This is a genomic window from Mesorhizobium sp. M0601, from assembly GCF_040320845.1.
Taxonomy (GTDB): Bacteria; Pseudomonadota; Alphaproteobacteria; order Rhizobiales; family Rhizobiaceae; genus Mesorhizobium.
On record NZ_JAMYQK010000063.1, the window covers coordinates 1 to 21,081 of the forward strand.

General features: G+C 64.5%; 19 protein-coding genes and 1 pseudogene. 5 read left to right on the forward strand and 15 right to left on the reverse strand.

Features of this window, described 5'->3' with window-relative positions:
* Positions 1–133: 133 nt before the first annotated feature.
* The 5 genes and pseudogenes from NKI41_RS31195 to NKI41_RS31215 all read right to left on the reverse strand — a co-directional run bounded on the left by NKI41_RS31195 (position 134) and on the right by NKI41_RS31215 (position 5,856).
* Positions 134–1,072: an ABC transporter substrate-binding protein gene (locus NKI41_RS31195; protein WP_352686723.1), complete on the reverse strand. Its 939-nt coding sequence runs from the start codon at positions 1,070–1,072 to the stop codon at positions 134–136.
* Positions 1,073–1,158: 86 nt separating this feature from the next.
* On the reverse strand, positions 1,159–2,136 hold the full coding sequence (locus NKI41_RS31200; RefSeq protein WP_502894527.1) for an ABC transporter permease subunit: 978 nt from the start codon (positions 2,134–2,136) through the stop codon (positions 1,159–1,161).
* Positions 2,137–2,156: 20 nt separating this feature from the next.
* Positions 2,157–3,701, reverse strand: a complete 1,545-nt coding sequence (locus NKI41_RS31205; protein ID WP_352470777.1) for a sugar ABC transporter ATP-binding protein — start codon at positions 3,699–3,701, stop codon at positions 2,157–2,159.
* Positions 3,698–5,077 (reverse strand): annotated as a pseudogene (locus NKI41_RS31210) (FGGY-family carbohydrate kinase). The gene NKI41_RS31205 and the pseudogene NKI41_RS31210 overlap by 4 nt, the downstream one beginning before the upstream one ends.
* Entirely contained in the window at positions 5,074–5,856 is a 783-nt protein-coding gene (locus NKI41_RS31215; protein ID WP_023680486.1) for a DeoR/GlpR family DNA-binding transcription regulator, read from the reverse strand. Before NKI41_RS31215 ends, NKI41_RS31210 begins: the two are co-directional and overlap by 4 nt.
* Positions 5,857–6,084: 228 nt before the next feature.
* Between NKI41_RS31215 and NKI41_RS31220 the strand changes: the two genes are divergently transcribed.
* The 3 genes from NKI41_RS31220 to NKI41_RS31230 are packed head-to-tail and all read left to right on the forward strand — an operon-like array spanning position 6,085 to position 9,264.
* On the forward strand, positions 6,085–7,128 hold the full coding sequence (locus NKI41_RS31220) for a class II aldolase/adducin family protein (protein WP_352615432.1): 1,044 nt from the start codon (positions 6,085–6,087) through the stop codon (positions 7,126–7,128).
* A 1-nt stretch (position 7,129) separates the two neighbouring features.
* Entirely contained in the window at positions 7,130–8,416 is a 1,287-nt protein-coding gene (locus NKI41_RS31225) for an FGGY-family carbohydrate kinase (protein ID WP_352686726.1), read from the forward strand.
* Positions 8,413–9,264, forward strand: coding sequence for a TIGR01459 family HAD-type hydrolase (locus NKI41_RS31230; protein WP_352686729.1), 852 nt, complete (start codon positions 8,413–8,415; stop codon positions 9,262–9,264). Before NKI41_RS31225 ends, NKI41_RS31230 begins: the two co-directional genes overlap by 4 nt.
* 12 nt (positions 9,265–9,276) lie before the next feature.
* On the opposite strand, the gene NKI41_RS31235 is transcribed toward NKI41_RS31230, so the two are convergent.
* The 6 genes from NKI41_RS31235 to tesB all read right to left on the reverse strand — a co-directional run bounded on the left by NKI41_RS31235 (position 9,277) and on the right by tesB (position 16,840).
* Positions 9,277–10,083: an exodeoxyribonuclease III gene (locus tag NKI41_RS31235; protein WP_352450145.1), complete on the reverse strand. Its 807-nt coding sequence runs from the start codon at positions 10,081–10,083 to the stop codon at positions 9,277–9,279.
* A 134-nt stretch (positions 10,084–10,217) separates the two neighbouring features.
* Positions 10,218–10,901, reverse strand: coding sequence for an outer membrane lipoprotein carrier protein LolA (locus NKI41_RS31240; protein ID WP_352470783.1), 684 nt, complete (start codon positions 10,899–10,901; stop codon positions 10,218–10,220).
* Positions 10,902–11,033: 132 nt separating this feature from the next.
* The gene (locus NKI41_RS31245) at positions 11,034–13,691 is read right to left on the reverse strand and encodes an FtsK/SpoIIIE family DNA translocase (protein WP_352686733.1); all 2,658 of its coding nucleotides are present in this window, start codon (positions 13,689–13,691) and stop codon (positions 11,034–11,036) included.
* Positions 13,692–14,034: 343 nt separating this feature from the next.
* A complete protein-coding gene (locus NKI41_RS31250; RefSeq protein ID WP_502893763.1) occupies positions 14,035–15,357 on the reverse strand; it encodes an ammonium transporter in 1,323 nt (440 codons plus the stop codon).
* Between the two features lie 49 nt (positions 15,358–15,406).
* Complete coding sequence (locus NKI41_RS31255; protein ID WP_023679755.1) at positions 15,407–15,745, reverse strand: P-II family nitrogen regulator; 339 nt, start codon at positions 15,743–15,745, stop codon at positions 15,407–15,409.
* A 219-nt stretch (positions 15,746–15,964) separates the two neighbouring features.
* Complete coding sequence (gene tesB, locus NKI41_RS31260; protein WP_352686736.1) at positions 15,965–16,840, reverse strand: acyl-CoA thioesterase II; 876 nt, start codon at positions 16,838–16,840, stop codon at positions 15,965–15,967.
* 100 nt (positions 16,841–16,940) lie between these two features.
* On the opposite strand from tesB, the gene NKI41_RS31265 reads away from it, so the two are divergent.
* Positions 16,941–18,185: a ubiquinone biosynthesis hydroxylase gene (locus NKI41_RS31265; RefSeq protein ID WP_352470911.1), complete on the forward strand. Its 1,245-nt coding sequence runs from the start codon at positions 16,941–16,943 to the stop codon at positions 18,183–18,185.
* Positions 18,186–18,216: 31 nt separating this feature from the next.
* Here the strand turns inward: NKI41_RS31265 and NKI41_RS31270 are convergent, their stop codons facing one another.
* The 3 genes from NKI41_RS31270 to NKI41_RS31280 form a co-directional block, all read right to left on the reverse strand.
* Complete coding sequence (locus tag NKI41_RS31270) at positions 18,217–18,744, reverse strand: hypothetical protein (RefSeq protein WP_352470786.1); 528 nt, start codon at positions 18,742–18,744, stop codon at positions 18,217–18,219.
* A gap of 143 nt (positions 18,745–18,887) precedes the next feature.
* Positions 18,888–19,244: a YciI family protein gene (locus NKI41_RS31275; protein ID WP_352450152.1), complete on the reverse strand. Its 357-nt coding sequence runs from the start codon at positions 19,242–19,244 to the stop codon at positions 18,888–18,890.
* Positions 19,245–19,252: 8 nt separating this feature from the next.
* Entirely contained in the window at positions 19,253–19,486 is a 234-nt protein-coding gene (locus tag NKI41_RS31280) for a hypothetical protein (RefSeq protein ID WP_352686739.1), read from the reverse strand.
* 222 nt (positions 19,487–19,708) lie between these two features.
* Here NKI41_RS31280 and NKI41_RS31285 point away from each other — a divergent pair, with 222 nt between their 5' ends.
* Positions 19,709–20,134, forward strand: coding sequence for an OsmC family protein (locus NKI41_RS31285; RefSeq protein WP_352470788.1), 426 nt, complete (start codon positions 19,709–19,711; stop codon positions 20,132–20,134).
* 47 nt (positions 20,135–20,181) lie between these two features.
* Here the strand turns inward: NKI41_RS31285 and NKI41_RS31290 are convergent, their stop codons facing one another.
* Positions 20,182–20,823 (reverse strand): YceH family protein, encoded by a 642-nt coding sequence (locus tag NKI41_RS31290; protein WP_352470789.1) that lies wholly within the window; start codon positions 20,821–20,823, stop codon positions 20,182–20,184.
* Between the last annotated feature and the right edge of the window lie 258 nt (positions 20,824–21,081).

The window sequence follows — 21,081 nt, forward strand, 5'->3', positions numbered from 1 at the left end:
GTTTGTGTCGGTTGAGGATAGTGTGTCCTCTTTTTTTTCGCCCGCCCCACCCTCCCTGTCTGGGGTTGGAAACCCTTTGCCGCCGACATCTCCGCCGCGCGCGCCCCCGCGCGCCCCACCAGGCTCGGGAGGCTTAGCGAGCTGCGGTCCAGCCCTTGTAATCCTTCAAATTGTCGGCCGTAATCAGCTTCGGGTCGAGCAGTACCGTCGGCTCGGCCGGCTTCTTGCCGGCAAGCAGGTCAGCCGCCATCGTCAGCGACTGGCCGGCCATCACATAGGGATCCTGCGAGGCCGAGGCCTTGATCATCGACGCGCCGGAGGCGAGTTCCTTCTCGATATCGGGCGCGCCGTCGACCGCGGTGAAGATGAACTCCGAGCGGTTGAGCTGCTTGGCCGCAAGCTGGGCGCCGATCGCCGTCGGATCGTTGATGGCGAAGACCGCGTCGATCTTGTCGAAACGCGTCAGCAGCGACTGGAACACTTTCAGGCCGCCGTCACGCGAGCCTTCGGCGTTCTGGTCGTCGGAAAGGATCTTGATGTCGGGGTGCTTTGCCAGCACGTCCTTGCAGCCCTTGACCCGCTCCAGGATCGACGACGAGGCCGGGCCATTGAGGATGACATAGTCGCCCTTGCCGCCGGTATTATCGACCAGATACTGGCAGGCCTCTTCGCCGGCCTTGACGTTGTTGGTCATCACGGTGACGTCGGCGCCGGGCGCCGAAACGTCGAAAGCGGCAACGACGATGCCGGCCGCCTGCGCCTTCTTCACCGCCGGCGCGATCGCCTTGGCATCGACTGCGTTGAGCATGATGACGTCGACACCGGCAGCGATGAAGGAATCGACCTGCGATACCTGCTTGTTGAGATCGTAGTCGGCCGATACCGAGGTCACCTGCACATTCGGGTTGATCTTCTTGGCCGCGTCCTCGATGCCCTTGATGGTGGCGACGAAGAACGGGTTGCCGAGCAGTCCGACCGAGATGCCGACTTTGTTCAGATCCTTTGCCGATGCCGGCGCGATGACGGCGGCCGCAAGGGCGACGCCGCAGAGCAGTTTAGCGATGGTCTTCATTGTTTTATTTTCCTCCTGATGCCCCGCGCCTCTCACGGTGCGTTACACATGAAACCGGCTCGTTGGATGCCGGCGACTAAGGGCCATCACGTTCTTGCTCCTGCCTGGAGCCGGTAACGGTCGAGGGCGACCGCCACGATGATGACCAATCCCTTGATGATGTACTGCCAGATGTCCGAAACACCGGCGAGGATGAGCCCGTTGGACAGCACGGCGATGATCAGGCCGCCGATCAGCGTGCCCCAGATCGAGCCGACACCGCCGACGAAACTGGTGCCGCCGAGGATGACTGCGGCAATGGCGTCGAGTTCGTAGGACTGGCCGAGCTGAAGCCCGTTGGCGGCATAGAGCCGGGCCGCCGACATGGCGCCGCCAAGGCCGGCCAGAAGGCCGGAAACGCCGTAGACGAAGAGCAGCACCAGCGGCACCTTGATGCCGGTCAGCCTGGCGGCCTCGGCGTTGCCGCCGACGGCGTAGATCCAGGTGCCGAGCACGGTGCGCTTGAGCACCAGCCAGGACAGGACGACGACCGCCAGCGCGATGATTACCAGCCACGGAATGCCGAACAGCGAACCGTTGCCGATGAAGTCGAACGGCAGGTCCGCGTTGAACACCGTCGTGTCCTGGCCGAGCAGGCGGGCGACGCCGCGCACGGCGGTCAGCGATCCCAGCGTGACGATGAAGGGCGGCAGCTTGATATAGGCGATCAGCAGCCCGTTGATGACGCCGAAACCGAGCCCGACGAGAATGGCCGCGGGCACCCCCAGCAGTCCCCAATCGGGCACCAGCGACACCATCACTGCCACCATCGCCGAGGCGGCAAGGATCGAGCCGACGGACAGGTCGATGCCGCCGGTCAGGATGACGAAGGTCATGCCGGCGGCCAGCACGATGTTGATCGACGATTGCTGCATGACGATCAGCAGATTGGTCTGGGTGAAAAAGCGCGGATTGATGAACTGGAAGCCGACCGCCAGCAGGATCAGGATCGGCAGCATGCCGAGTGCGGCAATGGCGGTACGCCACCTCGTACTCCTGCCGACCGCCCGGTCGTCCGCTTTCATCGTGTCGGCCACCTTGTCGGTCATCGCTGAGCCGCTCCCGTTGCAAGTTCCATGATCGCTTCCTGCCGCAGCGGCTCGCCCTCCGACGCCGTCACCTCGCCGGCAATGGTGCCGTCGCGCATCACCAGCACGCGGTCGGCGATGCCGATCACCTCCGGCAGTTCGCTGGAGATCATCAGGATGGCGATGCCTTTCTTGGCCAGGTTGTCGATCAGCCGATAGATTTCCGACTTGGCCCCGACATCGACGCCGCGGGTCGGCTCATCGAGGATGACGACCTGCGGCTCGGTTTCCAGCAGGCGGGCGAGCAGCACCTTCTGCTGGTTGCCGCCCGACAGCGAGCCGGCATTGGCCTGCACCGAGCTGGTGCGGATGGAGAGGTCTGACACCGCCTTGGCGGCGCGCTTTTCGGCAGCCGTGAAGTCGCGCAAACCGCCGGCCTTCGCGTCCTTTGCCAGCACGCCCATGCTGATATTGTCGGAGATCGACATGTCGAGAAACAGGCCAAGTTGCTTGCGGTCCTCGGTCAGGTAGGCAATGCCGGCATCGAGCGCCTCGCTCGGCGAACCGATGGATATCGGTTTGCCGCCGAGCTCCAGCGTGCCTGATGTGTGCCTGTCGGCGCCGAAGATCAGCCGTGCCAGTTCGGTGCGGCCCGAGCCGACCAGGCCGGCCAGTGCCAGCACCTCGCCCTTGTGGAGGTCGAAGGAACAATTGTTTATGAGATTGCCGCCCGACATGCCGCGCACCGACAGCGCGATGGCGCGCTTGCTGTCCGGCGGACGGTGATCCTTCTTGTAGAACGTCGACAGATCGCGCCCGACCATCATCGATACCAGGCGCGAGGCGTTCAGGTCGGCGCGGTCGAGCGTGCCGACATAGCCGCTGTCGCGTAGCACGCTGACGCGGTCGGCGAGCTGGTAGACCTCTTCCATGCGGTGGCTGATGTAGATGATGGCGATGCCTTGCGACTTCAGCGTCGCAATCACCTCGAACAGCCGGTCGGTCTCACGCGAGGTCAGCGACGTGGTCGGCTCGTCCATGACGATGATGCGCGCATTGGTCGACAGCGCGCGGGCGATTTCCACCAGCTGTCGCTCGCCGAGCGACAGGCTTGCGACCGGAGTGCGCGCCGAGAAGGTCACGCCGAGCCGCGCGATGATCTCGCTGGCGCGCCGATTGCACTGCTCGCGGTCGACAACGCCGAACCGTCGCGGCTCGTTGCCGAGAAAAATGTTCTGCGCTACCGACAGATTAGGCGCCAGCGACAGCTCCTGATAGATGACCGCAATGCCGGCGGCGCGCGCCTTGATCGGGTCGCCCGTCGCGGCCGGCACGCCGTCGATCAGGATTTCGCCGCCGGGGTCCGGCCGGTAGGCGCCGGACAGCACCTTCATCAGCGTCGACTTGCCGGCACCGTTTTCGCCCATCAGCGCGTGCAGCTCGCCGGCGTGAACGGTCAGCGACACATCGTGCAAGGCGCGGATCGCAGCGAACGTCTTGGAGATGTGGCGCATCTCCAGCACCGGCTGGCGCACCGTCTCGATCCGGGCGGCGGCGCTCATCGCGCACCTCCTGCAGCTGCGCTGGCCACAGCCCGGTCGGCGGCAAGGCCGCGCCAGTCGTTGCGATAGCCGGCAAGGCCGCTGAAACTTGCCGCATGCACCGCCTCCGGCGCTTCGGTGGCAAACTCGCGTCCGACGCTTTCGAAGGCAAGTGCGGCAGCACCGGTGGCGCTGCCCTCCAGCGTTGCGCCCTGCAGGAAAGCCTGCCCGGGCCGCAACTGCGCCAGCAACGCGGCAAGCAGCCCGCCATTGTTCAGGCCGCCGTCGACGATCACTGTGTTGTCCGAATGGATCAACTCGAGGCACAGATCGACCATCAGCGCGACATAGAGCAGCGCCATGGCCGCGCGTTCCTCGGCATTGGGCGTACGCCCGACCAGTTCGCCGCGGCGGTGCGGCATCGGGCCGCCGGGCGCGAAGCTCGGCAGCGCCATAATGCCGGCGTCGATCACCCGTTGTATCGATGACGGCGCGATTGCGCCCTGCCAGCCAGCGCTGATCGTGGCGAATTCGCGCCCACCCATGAAGCGGACGGTTGGCACCGGGCCGCCATCGACATCGACATTGACCAGCATGTCGCGCTCGCCGTCGAGTGCGTCGAGCGGGCAGTCGGGATTGAGCACGACCACCCAGGTGCCGGTCGAGACCACGGTCACCGGCCCGAGCTGCTGCCGGCGGTAGGCATGGAGCGCGGCATTGCTGTCGTGGACGCCATTATGGATGGCGACTGGCTTCGCGGCCTAGCCGAAGCGCTGCTCGCCGATCACCGCGCCGGCGCGCTCGAAGGCGGGCATCTGGCCGCGCCAGCCCTCGGCATCGACCAGCGAGCTGAAATCGCGTTTGCGCGGCGCCCATAAATGCGAGTGGCAGCCAAGATACGACACTTCCGATACCGGCCGGCCGCCAAACCGCCAGCTCCAATATTGGGGATAGCCGAGGATCGATTTCGCTGCGGCGAAGGCACCGGGCTCCACCTCCTTCAGCCACAACATGTGGCGGCCGTAGTTGAAGCCAAGCGGCAGGCGCGGCGAAAAGGTCTCGGCAAAATCCGGAATGCGGCGGTCGATCTGCGCGGCGATTTCAGCTGGCGGTTCCTGCTCGTAATCGAGGATCGGATGCGTCAGCACGGCTTCGTCGACCAACGCGAAGGTGCAGCCATGGCCGGATACCATCAGCCCTTCCACGCCATGCATGTCGACTGCATTATCGATGGCGCGAGCCGCCCAGTCGTGCAGCGCTGGCTCGTCGAGCACGCTGAAGCCGCCTTTTCGGATCCAGCTCGGCTGGCTGCGGCGCTCGTCGAGTATCTGTCCGTCCTGGCCGAAGACGAACAGCTTCGAATTGGTCTTGCCGAAATCGAGGACGGCGATGTTCACTGGGCGCCTCCCGAGGAAGCCGCGATCCGCACCATGACGCCGGCATCTTCGAGCATGCGGGCATCTGTCTCGGACAGGCCGTCATCGGTGACCAGCGTGCCGATCCGCGACAGCGGCAGTGCCACATTGCGCGCGTGGATAGACAGTTTTCGGCTGTCGGCCAGCACGACGATCTGGTCGGCGCAGAGGCTGAGCTCGACGATCGAGCGGACCAGCAGCGGGTGCGATTCCAGAAGGCCTTCCTGGCCGATGCCTTGCGCGCCGAGAAAGAACTTCGAGGCGTAGAACGGCACCGTCTGCGTCAGCGAATGGATGATGCCCGGCTCGCGGTGCAGTTCGCCGCCGGCGACGGTGAGGCTGCAATGGCCGTGGTCGCTGAGATAGGCCGCGAGCGGCATCGAGTTGGTGTAGAGCCGGATGTTGCGGTCGGCGAGCTTGACGCCGAGATGGAAGCAGGTCGAACCGCCATGCACGATGACCGCGTCACCGTCGCGCACCATGGTGGCGGCGAGAGCGGCGATCTGCCGCTTCGCCTCGACGGCGAGGTCGCGGTTCTCGTCATAGGGCCTGGCATAGGCGACGCCGGCTTGCGAAGCGCCATCGAGCGCCGAGATGCCGCCATAGACCTTGCGCGCTTCGCCGGCCTCGTCGATCTTGTCGATGTCGCGCCGCACCGTCGCCGCCGATACGCCAAGCCGCTCCTGCAGCTCGCGCACCGATGCGAAAGGCCGGTCCCGCAAAAGCTCGACAATCTGACGCTGGCGGCCGGAGTCGCTCAACCCTTACCTCCCAATGCCCTTGCCTCCCAAGCATTTTGCACGGCATTGCCGTTTTGCATGGCAATTGGTGCAACTTACTCAACGGCCCTCGGATTGCAAGCCTGATTTGACGCGATAACATCACTGTTGACGTAACTTGCTCGCATCTGCGATACCAGCATGGGTCTTCGTCCCGGCACCGGGACGTCCAAAGCCGTGGCCACGCGGCCGGATTGTAGAGGAATTTCGATGACGATCAGTGCGGATGCGCAGGAACTGGCAGCGCTGCGGTCGCTTTCGGCCGCTATCGGCAGCGACGCGCATCTGACCCAGGCCGCCGGCGGCAACACCTCGCTGAAAGCCGGCGACACGCTCTGGATCAAGGCCTCCGGCACCTGGCTGAAGGACGCGCTCATCGCCGACATCATGGTGCCGGTCGGCATCCCGCCATTGCTCGACGCCATCGAACGGCGCGACCCGGCCGCCGAACAGCCGCAGGCCTTCACTGTCGACGCCCTCAGCGCGCGCGGCTTGCGCCCGTCGATCGAGACCACCGTGCATGCGCTGATGCCGCAGCGCATCGTTCTGCATGTTCACTGCGTCGAGACCATTTCGCTGGCCGTGCAGGCCGACTGCGAGGCCGAGGCCGCCAGGCGGCTCAACGGCCATCAATGGGCGTATATTCCCTATCGCCGGCCGGGACTGCCGCTCGCGCAGGGTATCGCCGAGCGCCTTCGGCCAGGCGTGGATATCCTGATCCTCGGCAATCACGGCCTGGTCGTTGCAGCCGAGACCGTCGCCGCGGCCGACATGCTGCTGCGGCGCGTGACACGACTGTTGGCGCGGCCGCCGCGCCAGGTGGCGGAACCGGACATCGCGGCATTGACGGCGCGCGCCGGCGACAGCGACTACAGATTGCCGGCGGACGTTGAGGCGCATGCGGTGGCGATCGACCCCGAAAGCTGCCGCATGGCTTTGGGTGGCAGCCTCTACCCCGACCACGTCATCTTTCTCGGCGAAGGCTCGGTCGTGGCGAGACCGGACGAGGGTGTGAAGCGCGTCATCGAGCGCTGCGGCGCCGCACCCGTGGCGATCCTGTTTCCTGGACTCGGCGTGTTGATGCGCGGCGACGCCGGCGCCGGTGCCGACGCCATGCAGCGCTGCCTTTCCGACGTGACGGCGCGGATCGATGTCTCGGCGAAGCTGAATTATCTGACAGCGGCGGAGAATGACGAGCTGATCAACTGGGACGCCGAAAAATATCGCCAGAAACTCAATGCCGGAGGCAGCTGACATGTCGCGTTCGTCTGGCCCGCTTGCCATCGGCATCGACATCGGCACATCCGGCGCGCGCGCCGTCGCCATGCGTCCGGACTTTTCCGTTGCCGCGCATTCCGCTATTGCCCTCGAGCGATTTGGGCCGAACGGCCGTGACCCCGCAATATGGTGGGAGGCGGTCGGCGCGACTTTGGCGGAACTGCTCAAATGTATCGATCGCGCGGCAGTGCGCTCGATCGCCGTCGACGGTACGTCGGGCACGCTGCTGCCGGTCGACGGCGCCGGGCGGCCGCTGGCCGAACCGCTGATGTACAACGACAAGGTCGCTGACGACACTATCCTGACAGCAATAGCCGACGCGGCACCGGCAACGAGCGCTGCACTCGGGGCGACCTCCGGTCTCGCCAAGGCGCTGTCTTTCCAGCACCTGCCCGGCGTCGCCACTGTGCTGCACCAGGCAGACTGGATCGCCGGACAGTTTTCCGGCCGCTTCGATGTCAGCGACGAGAACAATGCCCTGAAGACCGGCTACGACGTCGGGGCCAGGCGCTGGCCGGACTGGATCGCGGCGACCGGCGTGCGCATGGAATTCCTGCCCCGCGTCGTGCGGCCGGGCGATGTCACGGACACGCTCACCGCCAGCGCTGCGAAGATGTTCGGCCTGCCGCGCGACGTGGTTGTCGTTGCCGGCACGACGGATGGTTGCGCCTCATTCCTGGCGACCGGTGCGAGTGCCGCGGGCGACGGCGTTACCGCGCTCGGCTCGTCGCTGACCATCAAGATCCTCTGCGACCGGCCGATCTCGGCGCCGCAATTCGGCATTTACAGCCATCGGCTGGGTGACACCTACCTGGCGGGCGGCGCCTCGAACTCCGGCGGCAAGGTGCTGGCCCAGCATTTCCCCGTCGCCCGCATTGTCGAACTCAGCAAAAAAATCGACCCGGCGACGAAGACCGGCCTCGATTATTACCCGCTGCCGGCGCCGGGCGAACGCTTCCCCATAGCCGATCCGGCGCTGCCGCCGCGCCTCGAGCCGCGGCCCGCCGACGATGCCGACTATCTGAAAGCGATGTTCGAGGGTATTGCGGCGATCGAAGCGCTCGGCTATCGCCGGCTTGCCGAACTCGGCGCCCCCCGACTGACATCGGTCAGGAGCGTCGGCGGCGGTGCGGCCAATCCGGCCTGGACAGCGATCCGGCAGCGCAAGCTTGGCGTCGCTCTCGTGCCGGCTCTTTCGGAGGAGGCCGCTGCCGGCACGGCGCGGCTGGCGCTGATGGGCGCAAGCGCAGCGGGGCTTTTATGACGACCAAGGCAATTCAACACCTCGACGGCATCGCCGCGCTGACCGACCGCTATCAGGTGTTCCTGCTCGACCAATTTGGTGTGCTGCACGACGGCACCAGCGCCTATCCAGGTGCTGTCGAAGCGTTATCGGCACTCAAGCGCGCCGGCAAGACCATCGTACTGATCTCGAATTCCGGCAAGCGGGCGCAACCCAATGAGCACCGCCTGCTGAAGCTCGGCTTCGAACCGGGAAGCTGGGATCACTTTGTCTCCTCCGGCGAGGTGGCGTGGCGCTCCTTCCACCAAATGGCAGCCTCCGGAGCCCTGCGCCCGCAGACAAAATGCCTGCTGATCTGCCGCGACAATGACCGTTCGGCTGTCGACGGCCTGCCCTTCGTCCTGGCCAAGGACGGCTACGATGCCGAACTGGTGCTGATTTCCGCCAGCGAGGGCGATCGCTACGACCTCGACCATTATCGCCGGCTTCTTGGTCCGGCGGCGGCGCGGCGGGTGCCATGCTTCTGCACCAATCCCGACAAGATCATGCTGACTGCCGTCGGCCCTCGCTTCGGCGCCGGCCGGCTCGCCGATCTCTATGAGAGCCTCGGCGGCAGCGTGGTGCGCATTGGCAAGCCCAATCCGCAGATATTCGAGGCAGCGCTGGCACTGGCGGGCCACCCGGAGCGCGACAGCGTGGTCTGCGTCGGCGACAGCGTCGAGCACGACATCGCCGGCGGCAACGGCGTCGGTGTCGCGACGACGCTGGTCCTGTCGGGCATATTGGCGGGGGCGCCTGACCTGGAGGACGTTTTCGCCACGCTGAACGCCCGTCCCGACTACATCGCGGATAGCTTCAGGTTTCGCTGAGGCGAGACAAAGCTAATCCAGGTTGAAACGCCCGATCACCGGCACATGGTCCGAGGGCCGTTCCCAGCCGCGCGCCGGCCGCAGGATTTCATAGCCGGCAAAATGCGGCACCAGGTTTGGCGACGACCAGACATGGTCGAGGCGGCGGCCGCGATTTGAGGCCTGCCAATCCTGGGCGCGATAGCTCCACCAGGTGTAGAGTTTCTCCTCGTAAGGCACATTGAGCCGCATCAGGTCGATCCAGTCGCCGGCGAGCCGCATTGCCTCGAAGTTTTCCGTCTCGACCGGCGTATGGCTGACGACATTGAGGAGCTGCTTGTGCGACCAGACATCGTGCTCGAGCGGCGCGATGTTGAGGTCGCCGACCAGGATCGAGCCGGAGTGCTCGTCATGCTCGGCCCGCACGGCGTTCATCTCGGCAACGAAATCGAGCTTGTGCTTGAACTTGCGGTTGACGGCCGGGTCGGGCTCGTCGCCGCCGGCCGGAACGTAGAAATTGTGCAGCAGGATCGTTTTGCCGCCGGCGTTGACGGTGACCGACAGATGCCGGCTGTCGTCGATCTCGCAGAAGCGGCGCTTTTCGACCACCTCGATCGGCCGCCGCGCTATGGTGGCAACGCCGTGATAGCCCTTCTGGCCATGGAAGGCGATGTGCTCGTAGCCGAGCTTGCGGAACGCCTTCTCCGGAAACAATTCGTCCGGAACCTTGGTTTCCTGCAGGCAGAGCACGTCCGGCGCCTGCTCGACCAGCAGGCGCTCGACGATCGGCATGCGCAGCCGGACGGAGTTGATGTTCCAGGTAGCGACGGAAAACGGCATGTGGGGTTCCGGACAACGCAAGATCCGCCGGATGGCTCCGACGGAAGTCAATCGCGGAAACTACTGCCAGCCGCGCACCGCAAAAACAAGCCGCCCGCACCAACGCGGAAAAACCATCCCGCAGCAGTAGGAAGTTACCGCGTCTTGGTGTTCAGCTCGCGGTTCGCCGTATAGTCGATGGCGAAGGTGTCGGGGGCGAAGCTGACGCCCTCCTTGGTGTTGAAGATCATCACCGTCGTGTCCTTGCCTTGCGCATCGGTGATGGTCCACTGCCGCAATTCATAAGATTTCGGATCGAACATCATGGTGATCTTCGAATTGCCGAACACCGATTTGTCGGCAAGCTGGATGGTGGTGAGATCGTCCTCTTCCTTGACGCTTCTGACGCGCCCGCCCGACAGATCGATCTTGTCGTCGAGCAGCAGCTTCAGCGGCGTCTTCGACAGCGGATAGAGGTCGGAGGTCCGCAGCTTCTTGTTGAGGATGACCACCGACTTGCCATCGGAAATCACTCTGAAATTCGAGGCGCCGTCGTAATTGAAGCGGATCTTGCCCGGCCGTTCCAGAAAGAACTTGCCGCCGGTCTGCTCGCCCTTGGGTCCGAACTGCACGAACTCGCCGCTCATCGATTTGACCGAGGAGAAATGATCGGCGATCTTCTGCGCCGTCGCCGGAACCGCTGCTTGCGCCGACGCCAGCAACTGGACGCCGGGCACGAGGTTGGCGGCCGCCGCACCGGCCAGGACCAGGCCGAGGCCGAGCACCTGCCGGCGGGTTGGGGCGAAATCCCTGCTTGGGGCGAGAGTTGCGTTTTTCATGCCGGTCACCATCATCTGATTGCTTGCTCGTTATATTGGTCTGGCCCCCCAGTTGGGCTTAAGTTTGGCGGCCGCACGGCGCCCGTCGTTGCAACGCGCCAAAAGGTTCAAAGTTGCCGGCGCGGACGCGCTCTAGAACTTGTCGTCCTCCGTCGGCACCAGGATTTCGCGTTTTCCGGCATGGTTGGCCGGGCCGACAATGCCTTCCTTCTCCATCTTCTCGATGATCGAGGCGGCGCGATTGTAGCCGATGCCGAGCCGGCGCTGGATGTAGCTGGTAGAGGCCTTGCCGTCGCGCAGCACCACCGCGACCGCCTGGTCGTAGGGATCGTCGGAATCCTCGAAATTACCGCCGTCGCCGCCGCCACTGCCTTTGCCCGTCGGCTCATCGTCATCCTTGTCGTCGTCCTCGGTGATGGCGTCGAGATATTCCGGCACGCCCTGCAATTTCAGATGCGCGACAATCTTCTCCACCTCGTCGTCGGAGACGAAGGGACCGTGCACGCGCTGGATGCGGCCGCCGCCGGCCATGTAGAGCATGTCGCCCATGCCGAGCAGCTGTTCGGCGCCCTGCTCGCCCAGGATGGTGCGGCTGTCGATCTTCGATGTCACCTGGAAGGAGATGCGGGTCGGGAAATTCGCCTTGATGGTGCCGGTGATGACATCGACCGACGGCCGCTGCGTCGCCATGATGACATGGATGCCAGCGGCGCGCGCCATCTGCGCCAGGCGCTGCACCGCGCCTTCGATGTCCTTGCCGGCGACCATCATCAAATCGGCCATCTCGTCGATGATGACGACGATGTAGGGCATCGGCTCGAGGTCGAGGTTCTCCGTCTCGTAGATCGCCTCGCCGGTTTGGCGGTCGAAGCCGGTCTGCACGGTGCGCGAGATCCTTTCGCCCTTTTTCTCGGCCTGCTGCACGCGCGCGTTGAAGCCGTCGATGTTGCGGACGCCGACCTTGGACATCTTGCGGTAGCGGTCCTCCATCTCGCGCACGGTCCATTTCAGCGCCACCACCGCCTTCTTCGGATCGGTGACGACCGGCGTCAGAAGATGCGGAATGCCGTCATAGACCGAGAGCTCCAGCATCTTTGGATCGATCATGATCAGCCGGCAGTCCTGCGGCGTCAGCCGGTAGAGCAGCGACAGGATCATGGTGTTGATGGCGACGGACTTGCCCGAGCCGGTGGTGCCGGCGACCAACACGTGCGGCATCTTGGCGATGTCGACGATCACCGCCTCGCCATTGATGGTCTTGCCCAGCGCCAGCGCCAGCTTGGCCTTGGTGGTTTCGAAATCGCGGCTGGCCATGATCTCGCGCAAATAGACCGTCTCGCGCCTGGCGTTCGGCAACTCGATGCCGATCGCGTTGCGGCCGGGCACCACGGCGACACGGCAGGCGATGGCGCTCATCGAGCGGGCGATGTCGTCGGACAGGCCGATGACCCGCGACGATTTGATGCCGGGCGCCGGTTCCAGCTCGTAGAGCGTGACGACCGGACCCGGACGCACATGGATGATTTCGCCCTTGACGCCGAAATCCTCCAGCACGCCCTCAAGCAGGCGGGCGTTCTGCTCCAGCGCGTCCTTGGACAGGCTGGCGTCGCGCACCACGTTCTTTGGTTCCGACAGGAAGTGCAGCGACGGCATCTCGAATTTTTCCGAGCCGATCAGCGAAGTCTGCGCCTCGCGCTGGACGCGGGCGCCGGGGGCCGGCCGCGGCGCCGGCGCCTCGACGCGTGTCGCCGCGTCGGAACGGAAGTTCTGCACCCTGGCCGTTGGCGCGGCGCGGCGCTGGCCGGCCGGCTCGGGCGCGAAATCCATGTCGTCGTCATTGTCGTCGTTATCGAAGACGTCGGCATCGTCAGGGTCGATCGAGGCACTGAGGTCGTTGACCATGGCGGCGAAGAATTCCGGCTCGACGCGGGCGCGCCCGCCAGGGCTCATCCGCGCCTCGGCGAACTCGGCCGATTCGACCCGTTCGGCCGCCCGCCGCCAGGCGCTGGGGCGCGGTTCCATCTCCGGCTCGAAATCGTCGCGCTCGCGCCGGCGCGCGGCGCGGCGGCGCAGATAGGCCCGCAGCGACAGCCACCAGTGGGTGATGGCGCCAAGCGCCAATATACCTTCGTCGCCCTCGTCCTCTTCATTGTCGAAAAGCAGGTCGTCCTGCGGATCGGGCACTGCGGGCTGTTCGAGGACGGCAAAGCCGTTCTTGCGCGAAATCAGCGCCGAGCCATACAAGAATACCCACAGCGCCGGCGCTGCCAGGAGCACGGCGAGCACGCTGGCGACGAGGCCGGTCGGATAGCCGCCGATGACCAGGCCCGGGATATTGAGCACCATGTCGCCGAAGACGCCGCCGAGGCCGGTCGGCAGCGGCCAGGTCTTGGGCGGCACCACGCAGCCGGCAATTGCCGCGCCAAGCAGCGAAAACCCGAACCAGGCCAGTGCCCGTTTCGGCAGCCGGTCGACGCCGCGCGCGGTAAACAGCAGAAATCCCCAGATCACCGCCGGCACCAGCGCCGCAACGGCGGCAAGTCCGAAGAACTGCATGGCAATGTCGGAAAAGACGGCGCCGGCATAACCCATTGCATTGGTGACGATATTGTCGGTGGCGTGCGAAAAGCTCGGATCGGCGACGTTCCAGGTGGCAAGGGCGGCGACGCCGAAACCAACCAGAGCAAACAGCCCGGCACCGACCAGCCGCCCGACCTGGCGCCTCGCGAACGACCGGATGCCGTGCTCCGTATCGGCCAGCGCAAGCGGTGCTGAAGCCCCTGAACGCATGCTTTTCCTCGTCTGTCGTTGCCCGGCCGGGCGCGGACGCGCAACACGGCAGATTCGGCTGTCAGACTAGCGGCGGGAAGGTTAAGGGCGCATTAACCATGGGCATTCTGCGTCACCGGAACGGGCGACCGCCACCACAGTTCGGAGCGTTGCGGCCGCTGTTTCACGCCGCCGGCGGATCGAGCCACCTTGATCAAGCGATTGTATGATCGAGCCATAACGGCCGCCTGCACACAAAAAAGAGGCCCGGAAGGTTTCCGGGCCTCAAGGCGTGAGCCCTTTCGGGAGCATCACGACGGGATCTTCCCGGCACCGGCAAAACGCCGGTGCCAGCCAATAAACCTCACGGCACCACTTCGCCGTGCTGGCTGATGTCGAGGCCTTCGACCTCTTCCTGGGTGGAAGGACGCAGGCCGACCAGCGCCTTGACGATATAGAGGATCACGAAGCTCGCGATCGCCGTCCACAGGATGGTGAAGACGATACCGTAGAGCTGCTTGCCGACAGAGGCACCCGAGCCAAGGCTGTTGATCGCCGGATCGGCGAGCACGCCGGTCAGCAATGCACCGATGATGCCGCCGATGCCGTGCACGCCGAATGCATCGAGCGAGTCGTCATAGCCGAACGCGTGCTTGAGCTTGACGGCCGAGACGTAGCAGAGCACGCCGGCGACGATGCCGACGATGAAGGCGCCGGTCGGATTGACGAAACCGGAAGCCGGCGTCACCGCGACCAGGCCGGCGACGGCGCCCGAGATGATGCCAAGCACGCTCGGCTTCTTGGCGACGATCCATTCGGCGAACATCCAGGCGAGCGCCGCGGCGGCAGCGGCAACCTGGGTGTTCAGCATCGCGGCACCGGCAAGGCCGTCGGCGGCCAGTTCCGAGCCGGCGTTGAAGCCGAACCAGCCGACCCACAGCAGCGAAGCGCCGATGACGGAGTAGACGAGGTTGTGCGGCGCCATGTTGGTGGTGCCGTAGCCTTCACGTTTGCCGAGAACCAGCGCGCAGACCAGGCCGGCAACGCCGGCGTTGATGTGAACGACCGTGCCGCCGGCGAAATCGAGAACGCCGGCTGTGCCGAGGAAGCCACCGCCCCACACCCAGTGCGCGATCGGGGCGTAGACCACCAGCAGCCACGCGCCCATGAAGATGAGCAGCGCCGAGAACTTCATGCGTTCGGCGAAGGCGCCGGCAATCAGCGCCGGCGTAATGATGGCGAAGGTCATCTGGAACATCGAGAAGACGAACTCAGGAATGTTCGCCACGCCCGGCAGCCACAGCGAGGAGGTGGTGATGCCGTTGTGGAAGAACTTCGAGAAGCCGCCGAGATAGGCATTCATGCCGCCGCCATCCGAGAAGGCCAGCGAGTAGCCGAACATGAACCACAGCACCGTCACCAGGCAGGTGATGGCAAAGCTCTGCATGATGGTGGCGAGCACGTTCTTTTTGCGCACCATGCCGCCATAAAACAGCGCCAGGCCCGGTACGGTCATCATCAGCACCAGCGCCGTCGAGGTCAGCATCCAGGCTGTGTTGCCGGTGTCGAGCGCGGGCGCAGGGGCAGCCGGTGCCGCCGGTGCCGCTTCCTGCGCGAACGCAGCAACCGTGCCCAGTGCAGCGAGAGCGAGCGAACTTAAAACGGCCGCGCGTCCCGTTATCTTCAAGGTAGAAGGAATATTCATTGAACTCTCCATTGGAATACGTATCCGCAGCTCAAAGCGCGTCGGTGTCTGTTTCGCCGGTGCGAATGCGCACCGCCTGGTCGATGCCGAAAACGAAGATCTTGCCGTCGCCGATCTGGCCGGTCTTGGCCGCCGCGGTGATGGCTTCGACGGCCTTGTCGACCATGTCGACAGCGACCGCGACTTCGATCTTGATCTTCGGCAGGAAGCTGACCGCGTATTCCGCCCCGCGATAGATTTCCGTGTGACCCTTCTGACGTCCGTAGCCTTTTACTTCGGTGACGGTCAGGCCCTGGATGCCGACTGCGGTGAGCGCCTCGCGCACCTCGTCGAGCTTGAACGGCTTTATGATTGCCATCACGATCTTCATAAGGTTTCACCCTTTGCTGTTGCGGGTCCCCGCGTTTGCACGACTTCGCCGATCCCCATGAGAGCCGGAGAGTGCCCGCTAGGATTCAAGCTCCGTGCCAATTGCCGAAGCAGGGTGTTAAGCTGTTGTTAAACAACGAAATCGAGAAGGTCTGGCAGCTGCCTGTTCACAGACGCGGCAGTGCATATGCTTAAAAAGTAGGCAAATTTCGAAAAATGCCTACTCCGCAGGCGGCCGCTTCAGCCGGATGAGTCCTTCTTGGGCAACCGAGGCGATCAAGGTGCCGTCGCGGGCAAACAGCGAGCCGCGGGTAAAGCCACGCGATCCTTGCGTCGACGGGCTGTCTTGCGTGTACAGCATCCAGTCGTCGAGCGGATGGCTGCGGTGGAACCACATGGCGTGGTCGAGGCTGGCTGCCTGGATATCACGATCGAAAATGGCGCGGCCATGAGCAAAGGTCGAGGTGTCGAGCAGCGTCATATCCGAGAGGTAAGCGAGCACGGCCGCCTGCGTGGCGCGGTCGGCCGGCACCGGGCCGGTGGTGCGGATCCAGATGTTCTGCTTCGGCTCGAGCTTTTCCCGGCTGGTATAATGCTTCAGCATCACCGGCTTCATCTCGATCGGCCGGTCGCGCTCCCAATAGCGCTTGATGCCGTCGGGCACGGCTTCGCCGAACTTGCCCAGCAATTCGCGCTGCGACAGCAACGTGTCGGGCGCCGGCACGTCCTGCGGCATCGGCACCTGATGTTCCAGGCCGACCTCATCCTGCTGGAACGAGGCTTCCAGCGAAAAGATCGCCTGGCCGTGCTGGATCGCCACGACGCGGCGCGTGGTGAAGGAGCCGCCGTCACGGATGCGGTCGACCTCGTAGATGATAGGCACCTTGGTGTCGCCCGGCCGCATGAAATAGCCATGCAGCGAATGCACGTGGCGCTCGGGCTCGACCGTTCGCTGCGCGGCGACCAGCGCCTGGGCGATGGTCTGGCCGCCGAAGATGCGCTGCCAATCGAGCTTGGGGCAGCGACCACGATACAGGTTGTGTTCCAGCTGCTCGAGGTCGAGAATGCCGAGAAGCTCGTCCATGGCTGCCGTCATCTTGACCTCGCCGCAAAATTACCATGGCGGTTTCCGACAGGAACAGCGGGCAGTCAAGGGCGGAATGCCCGGCGACAGTCAGGCTGCGAAAGGAATTGCCATGGTCGACAGCAAGAATTCGCTCGATGTTCTGGTCGCCGGCGCCGGTTATGTCGGCCTAGCCGCCGCCGTGTCGCTGAAGCAGGCGCGGCCGAGCCTCGCCGTCGCCGTCGTCGATGCGGCACCCGCCAGGGTCTGGCAGAAGGACGGCCGCGCCTCGGCGATTGCCGCCGCCGCGTGCCGCATGCTCGACCAGCTCGGCGTCTGGAACGAGATCGCGCCGGGGGCGCAGGCGATCACCGAAATGATCGTCACCGATTCGCGCACATCCGATCCGGTCCGCCCGGTGTTCCTCACTTTCGACGGCGAGGTCGCGCCCGGCGAACCCTTTGCGCATATGGTTGCCAACAAGGATTTGAACGGCGCCTTGCGCCGGCGCGCCGAACAACTCGGCATCGGCATCATCGAAGGCGTCGCCGTCAGCGCCTTCGACATCAACGGCGCCGGCATCACCGTGCATCTTGCCGACGGCGCGACGCTGAAGGCGCGGCTGCTGGTTGCCGCCGACGGCGTCAATTCGAAGCTGCGCGACATGGCCGGCATCAAGACGGTGAAATGGGAGTATGGCCAGTCCGGCATCGTCTGCACGGTGGCGCACGAGCGGCCGCACAACGGCCGCGCCGAAGAGCATTTCCTTCCCGCGGGCCCGTTTGCCACGCTGCCGCTCAAGCCGGGCAAGGACGGCACCAACCGCTCGTCGATCGTCTGGGTCGAACGGTCGCAGGATGCCGAGAAACTGGTCAGTGGCGACACGCTGGTCCTGGAATATGAGCTCGAGCAGCGCTTTGGCCTGAAACTCGGCGAAATCCATATCGCCGACAAGCCGCGTGCCTGGCCGCTCGGGCTGATCATTGCGCGCGCCTTCGTCGCGCCGCGCATCGCCTTGGCCGGCGACGCCGCCCACGGCATCCACCCGATCGCCGGCCAGGGTCTCAATCTCGGCTTCAAGGACGTGGCGGCGCTGGCCGAAGTGGTGGTCGAGGCCGACCGGCTCGGCCAGGACATCGGCGCGCTCGACGTGCTCGAGCGCTACCAGCAATGGCGGCGTTTCGACACGGTGCAGATGGGCATCACCACCGATGTGCTGAACCGGATGTTTTCCAACGATTTCGGCCCGCTGCGCACTTTGCGCGACATCGGCCTCGGCCTCGTCGAGCGCATGCCGCGGCTGAAGGGGTTTTTCATCCGCCAGGCGTCGGGTCTGTCCGGCGACACGCCGAAACTGTTGAAGGGCGAGGCGATTTAGGCTTGGCAAGTGCGCGTTACTGGCCGTTCGGTCAGTTGACCTCGAAGCCCAGCTTCTGGCGCAGCCGCAGCATGCGCTGGTCGGGAATCTGCAGGTTTTGTCCGCCGGCTTCCGCCGCACGGCTGACCATCCGCAGCAGATCGCTCCTTTCGACCGCGTCGAGCCGTTCGCGCAGGAACGGTGCCAGCTTGTCGATGACGACCGTGGCGTCGTCGATTTGCGATGCCGCCCATTTGGCGTAGATCACCGCTTCATCGGTCTGTTTTTTGTCGGCAATCTCCGAGATCACCGATCGAATGGCAGCTTCGCGTTGCGGCAGCACAGGACCATGTTCGGAAACGATGGCGGTGATCAGCGTCGCGGCGGCGACGACCGGATCGTCGATCGCCGTCAGCGGCGAGAGCGCCGCCTGCTTGCGCAGTTTCTTGCGGCGGACGTTGCCCTGGACGCGGCCAACCACGTCGGCAACCTCACGCGCCGCGTCGTTCATGATCTTCAGCCGGTACCACCAGAAGCCCGCTGCTCCGAGCAGGCCGATTGCTGCAATCAATATATGCATGCCCCGAAATCCCCCGATCTCGGCGACGATAGGAGAAGTATTGCTTCGCTTCAACACGCAAAAGTTGCGTCCGGCGAAGAAAACGAAAGCCCATGCCAGTCGTTGGTCGCCACCGCTCCGCGGAGGAACTTATCGAGACATCTCTATGACCCGGGCACCTTGTAGATCGCCCGCACCTCGATCGTGCCGATTTCGGCCAGCGGAATCTCGCCCGCGATCTCCAGCGCCTCATCGAGGCTCTCGGCCTCGATCATGACGAAACCGAGCAACTGCTCCTTGGTTTCGGCGAAGGGGCCGTCGGTGACCAGCCGCTTGCCCTTGCGCCTGCGAACGGTTTTCGACGTTTTCACCGATTGCAGCGCCTGCGCGATGATCAGCATCCCGCGTTGGTCCAATGACCGGTCATGGGCCATCGAATCGGCGTCGAGCTTGGCCAGCCTCTCGGGGGTCATTGCGTAGAGATCTTTTTCTTCACCATAGACTAGGCAAACATACTTCATTTTTATCTCTATTCCTGGCTTGAAGCCGAAGACGAGGCTACGGAAATCTCCGCGGAGCCCTTGCCTGCCGCAGAATCGAGACCGGCCGCAGCATAGTCGAGAAGAGATACCGCAATCCCAATGATGGCAATCGCCGCAAGCAGTCGGCCGAAGCCGGAAGGCTGCAGGCGCGACCAGTCGGCTTGTTGTTCACCGGCCCTGTGGCCGGTGCTTGTCCAGTGAGCAGAAAACAGATTGTTCATGTGGTCCTCCATCCGGCCACCAAGTCCATGGCCGCCCGCAGGACGGCCGGGACAGATGGAAGTCGACATTTTTGCACGCATATTTTTTTCGAATTTTTTTCGCTCGACATGATGTGTCACGCCGCCGCCGATACGAAAGCGTGGGTGGCCTTCGCTCCCGCGCGCGCTATAGTCGACTGGATGCCGATCACGGGCTCAGCCACGACAATCAAGGAGGAATTGATGGACCGCACCGCCAACGCCGTTTGGAAAGGCAGTTTCAAGGAAGGCAAGGGCACACTCGAAACCCAGAGCGGGGTGCTGAAGGGCACACCCTATTCGGCCAAGACGCGTTTCGAGGATGAAAGCGGCAAATCCGGCACAAACCCGGAAGAGCTGATCGCCGCCGCCCATGCCGGCTGCTACGCCATGCAGCTTTCGCATTTTCTCGCCGAGAACGGCACTCCGGCTGCCGAGCTCGACGCCAAGGCCGTGGTAACGCTGGTCCCCGGCACCGGCATCACCGGCAGCGCGATCACGCTGGTCGGCAAGGTACCGGGCATTGATGCCGCCAAGTTCAAGGAATTGGCCGAGAAGGCCAAGGCCGAATGCCCGGTCTCGAAAGCGCTCGGCGCCATCAAAGTATCGCTCGACGCCAGGCTCGGGTGAGAGCTGGTCTGCGAAGCGGGCGATCCTTCGCGCCCCCTCTCGAATGATTATTGGCTTTTTTCGCCAACGAGCGCGTCGAGGCGGGCGCGCAATGCCGCGACCTCCTCCTCGAGGGCCCGCACGCGCATTTCCATATCCGACGCCGGCGAGGACGACTGCAGGGGTGCTGCGGCAGCCGACAGCTGCGGCGGCCCGCTGAGCAGATGGACGTAGCGATCCTCGCGCTGGCCTGGGCCGCGATCGATCTGCTGCACCAGCGGTGGCCGGCGGCCGATCAGCAGATCGAGATTGCCGCGAAGCTCGTCGATCGACGGCAGCCGCGCCATGCGCTCGCTTCGCGCCAGCAATTCATAGGCCGTCTGCGGGCCGCGCAGCAGCAACAGGCCGAGCAGCGCGATCTGCGCCGAGGTCAGGGAAAAGCGCTGCGCCACGATATGCTCGTAGCGCTCGACGCGCGACGCGAACACTTGCCTGACGAGGCCCTTCTGCTCCAGCTGGCCAAGCGCCCGCCTGACCTCGGCAAGCTCGACCGACATTACCGGCTCGCGCGCCGTCTTCTGGTTGGCCGCCGCATGTGCCGCATTGAGCGTCAGCGGATAGACGTCCGGCGTCAGCTCCTTCTTCTCGATCAGGCAGCCGAGCACGCGGGCTTCGATGGGAGAGAGGATGGGAAGGTCGGAATCGGTCATAAGTTTGCTATCCTTTCGAACTCGGCGGGACAGCGCCCCCCTCTGTCCTGCCGGACATCTCCCCCTCTAGTGGGGAGATTGGCTGTCATCACCGCTTCGCCACTTTTCAAGGCTGCAGAAAGGGCGCTGTCCTCCAAGCTGCTAATCTCCCCCCTCAAGGGGCCTCAAGGGGGGAGCGACTGTCTTGGCTGTCAAGCTGTTTGCCACGGTTTTTGATCCCGGACGATAGCGTTGAGAATGGTGAGAAGCTTGCGCATT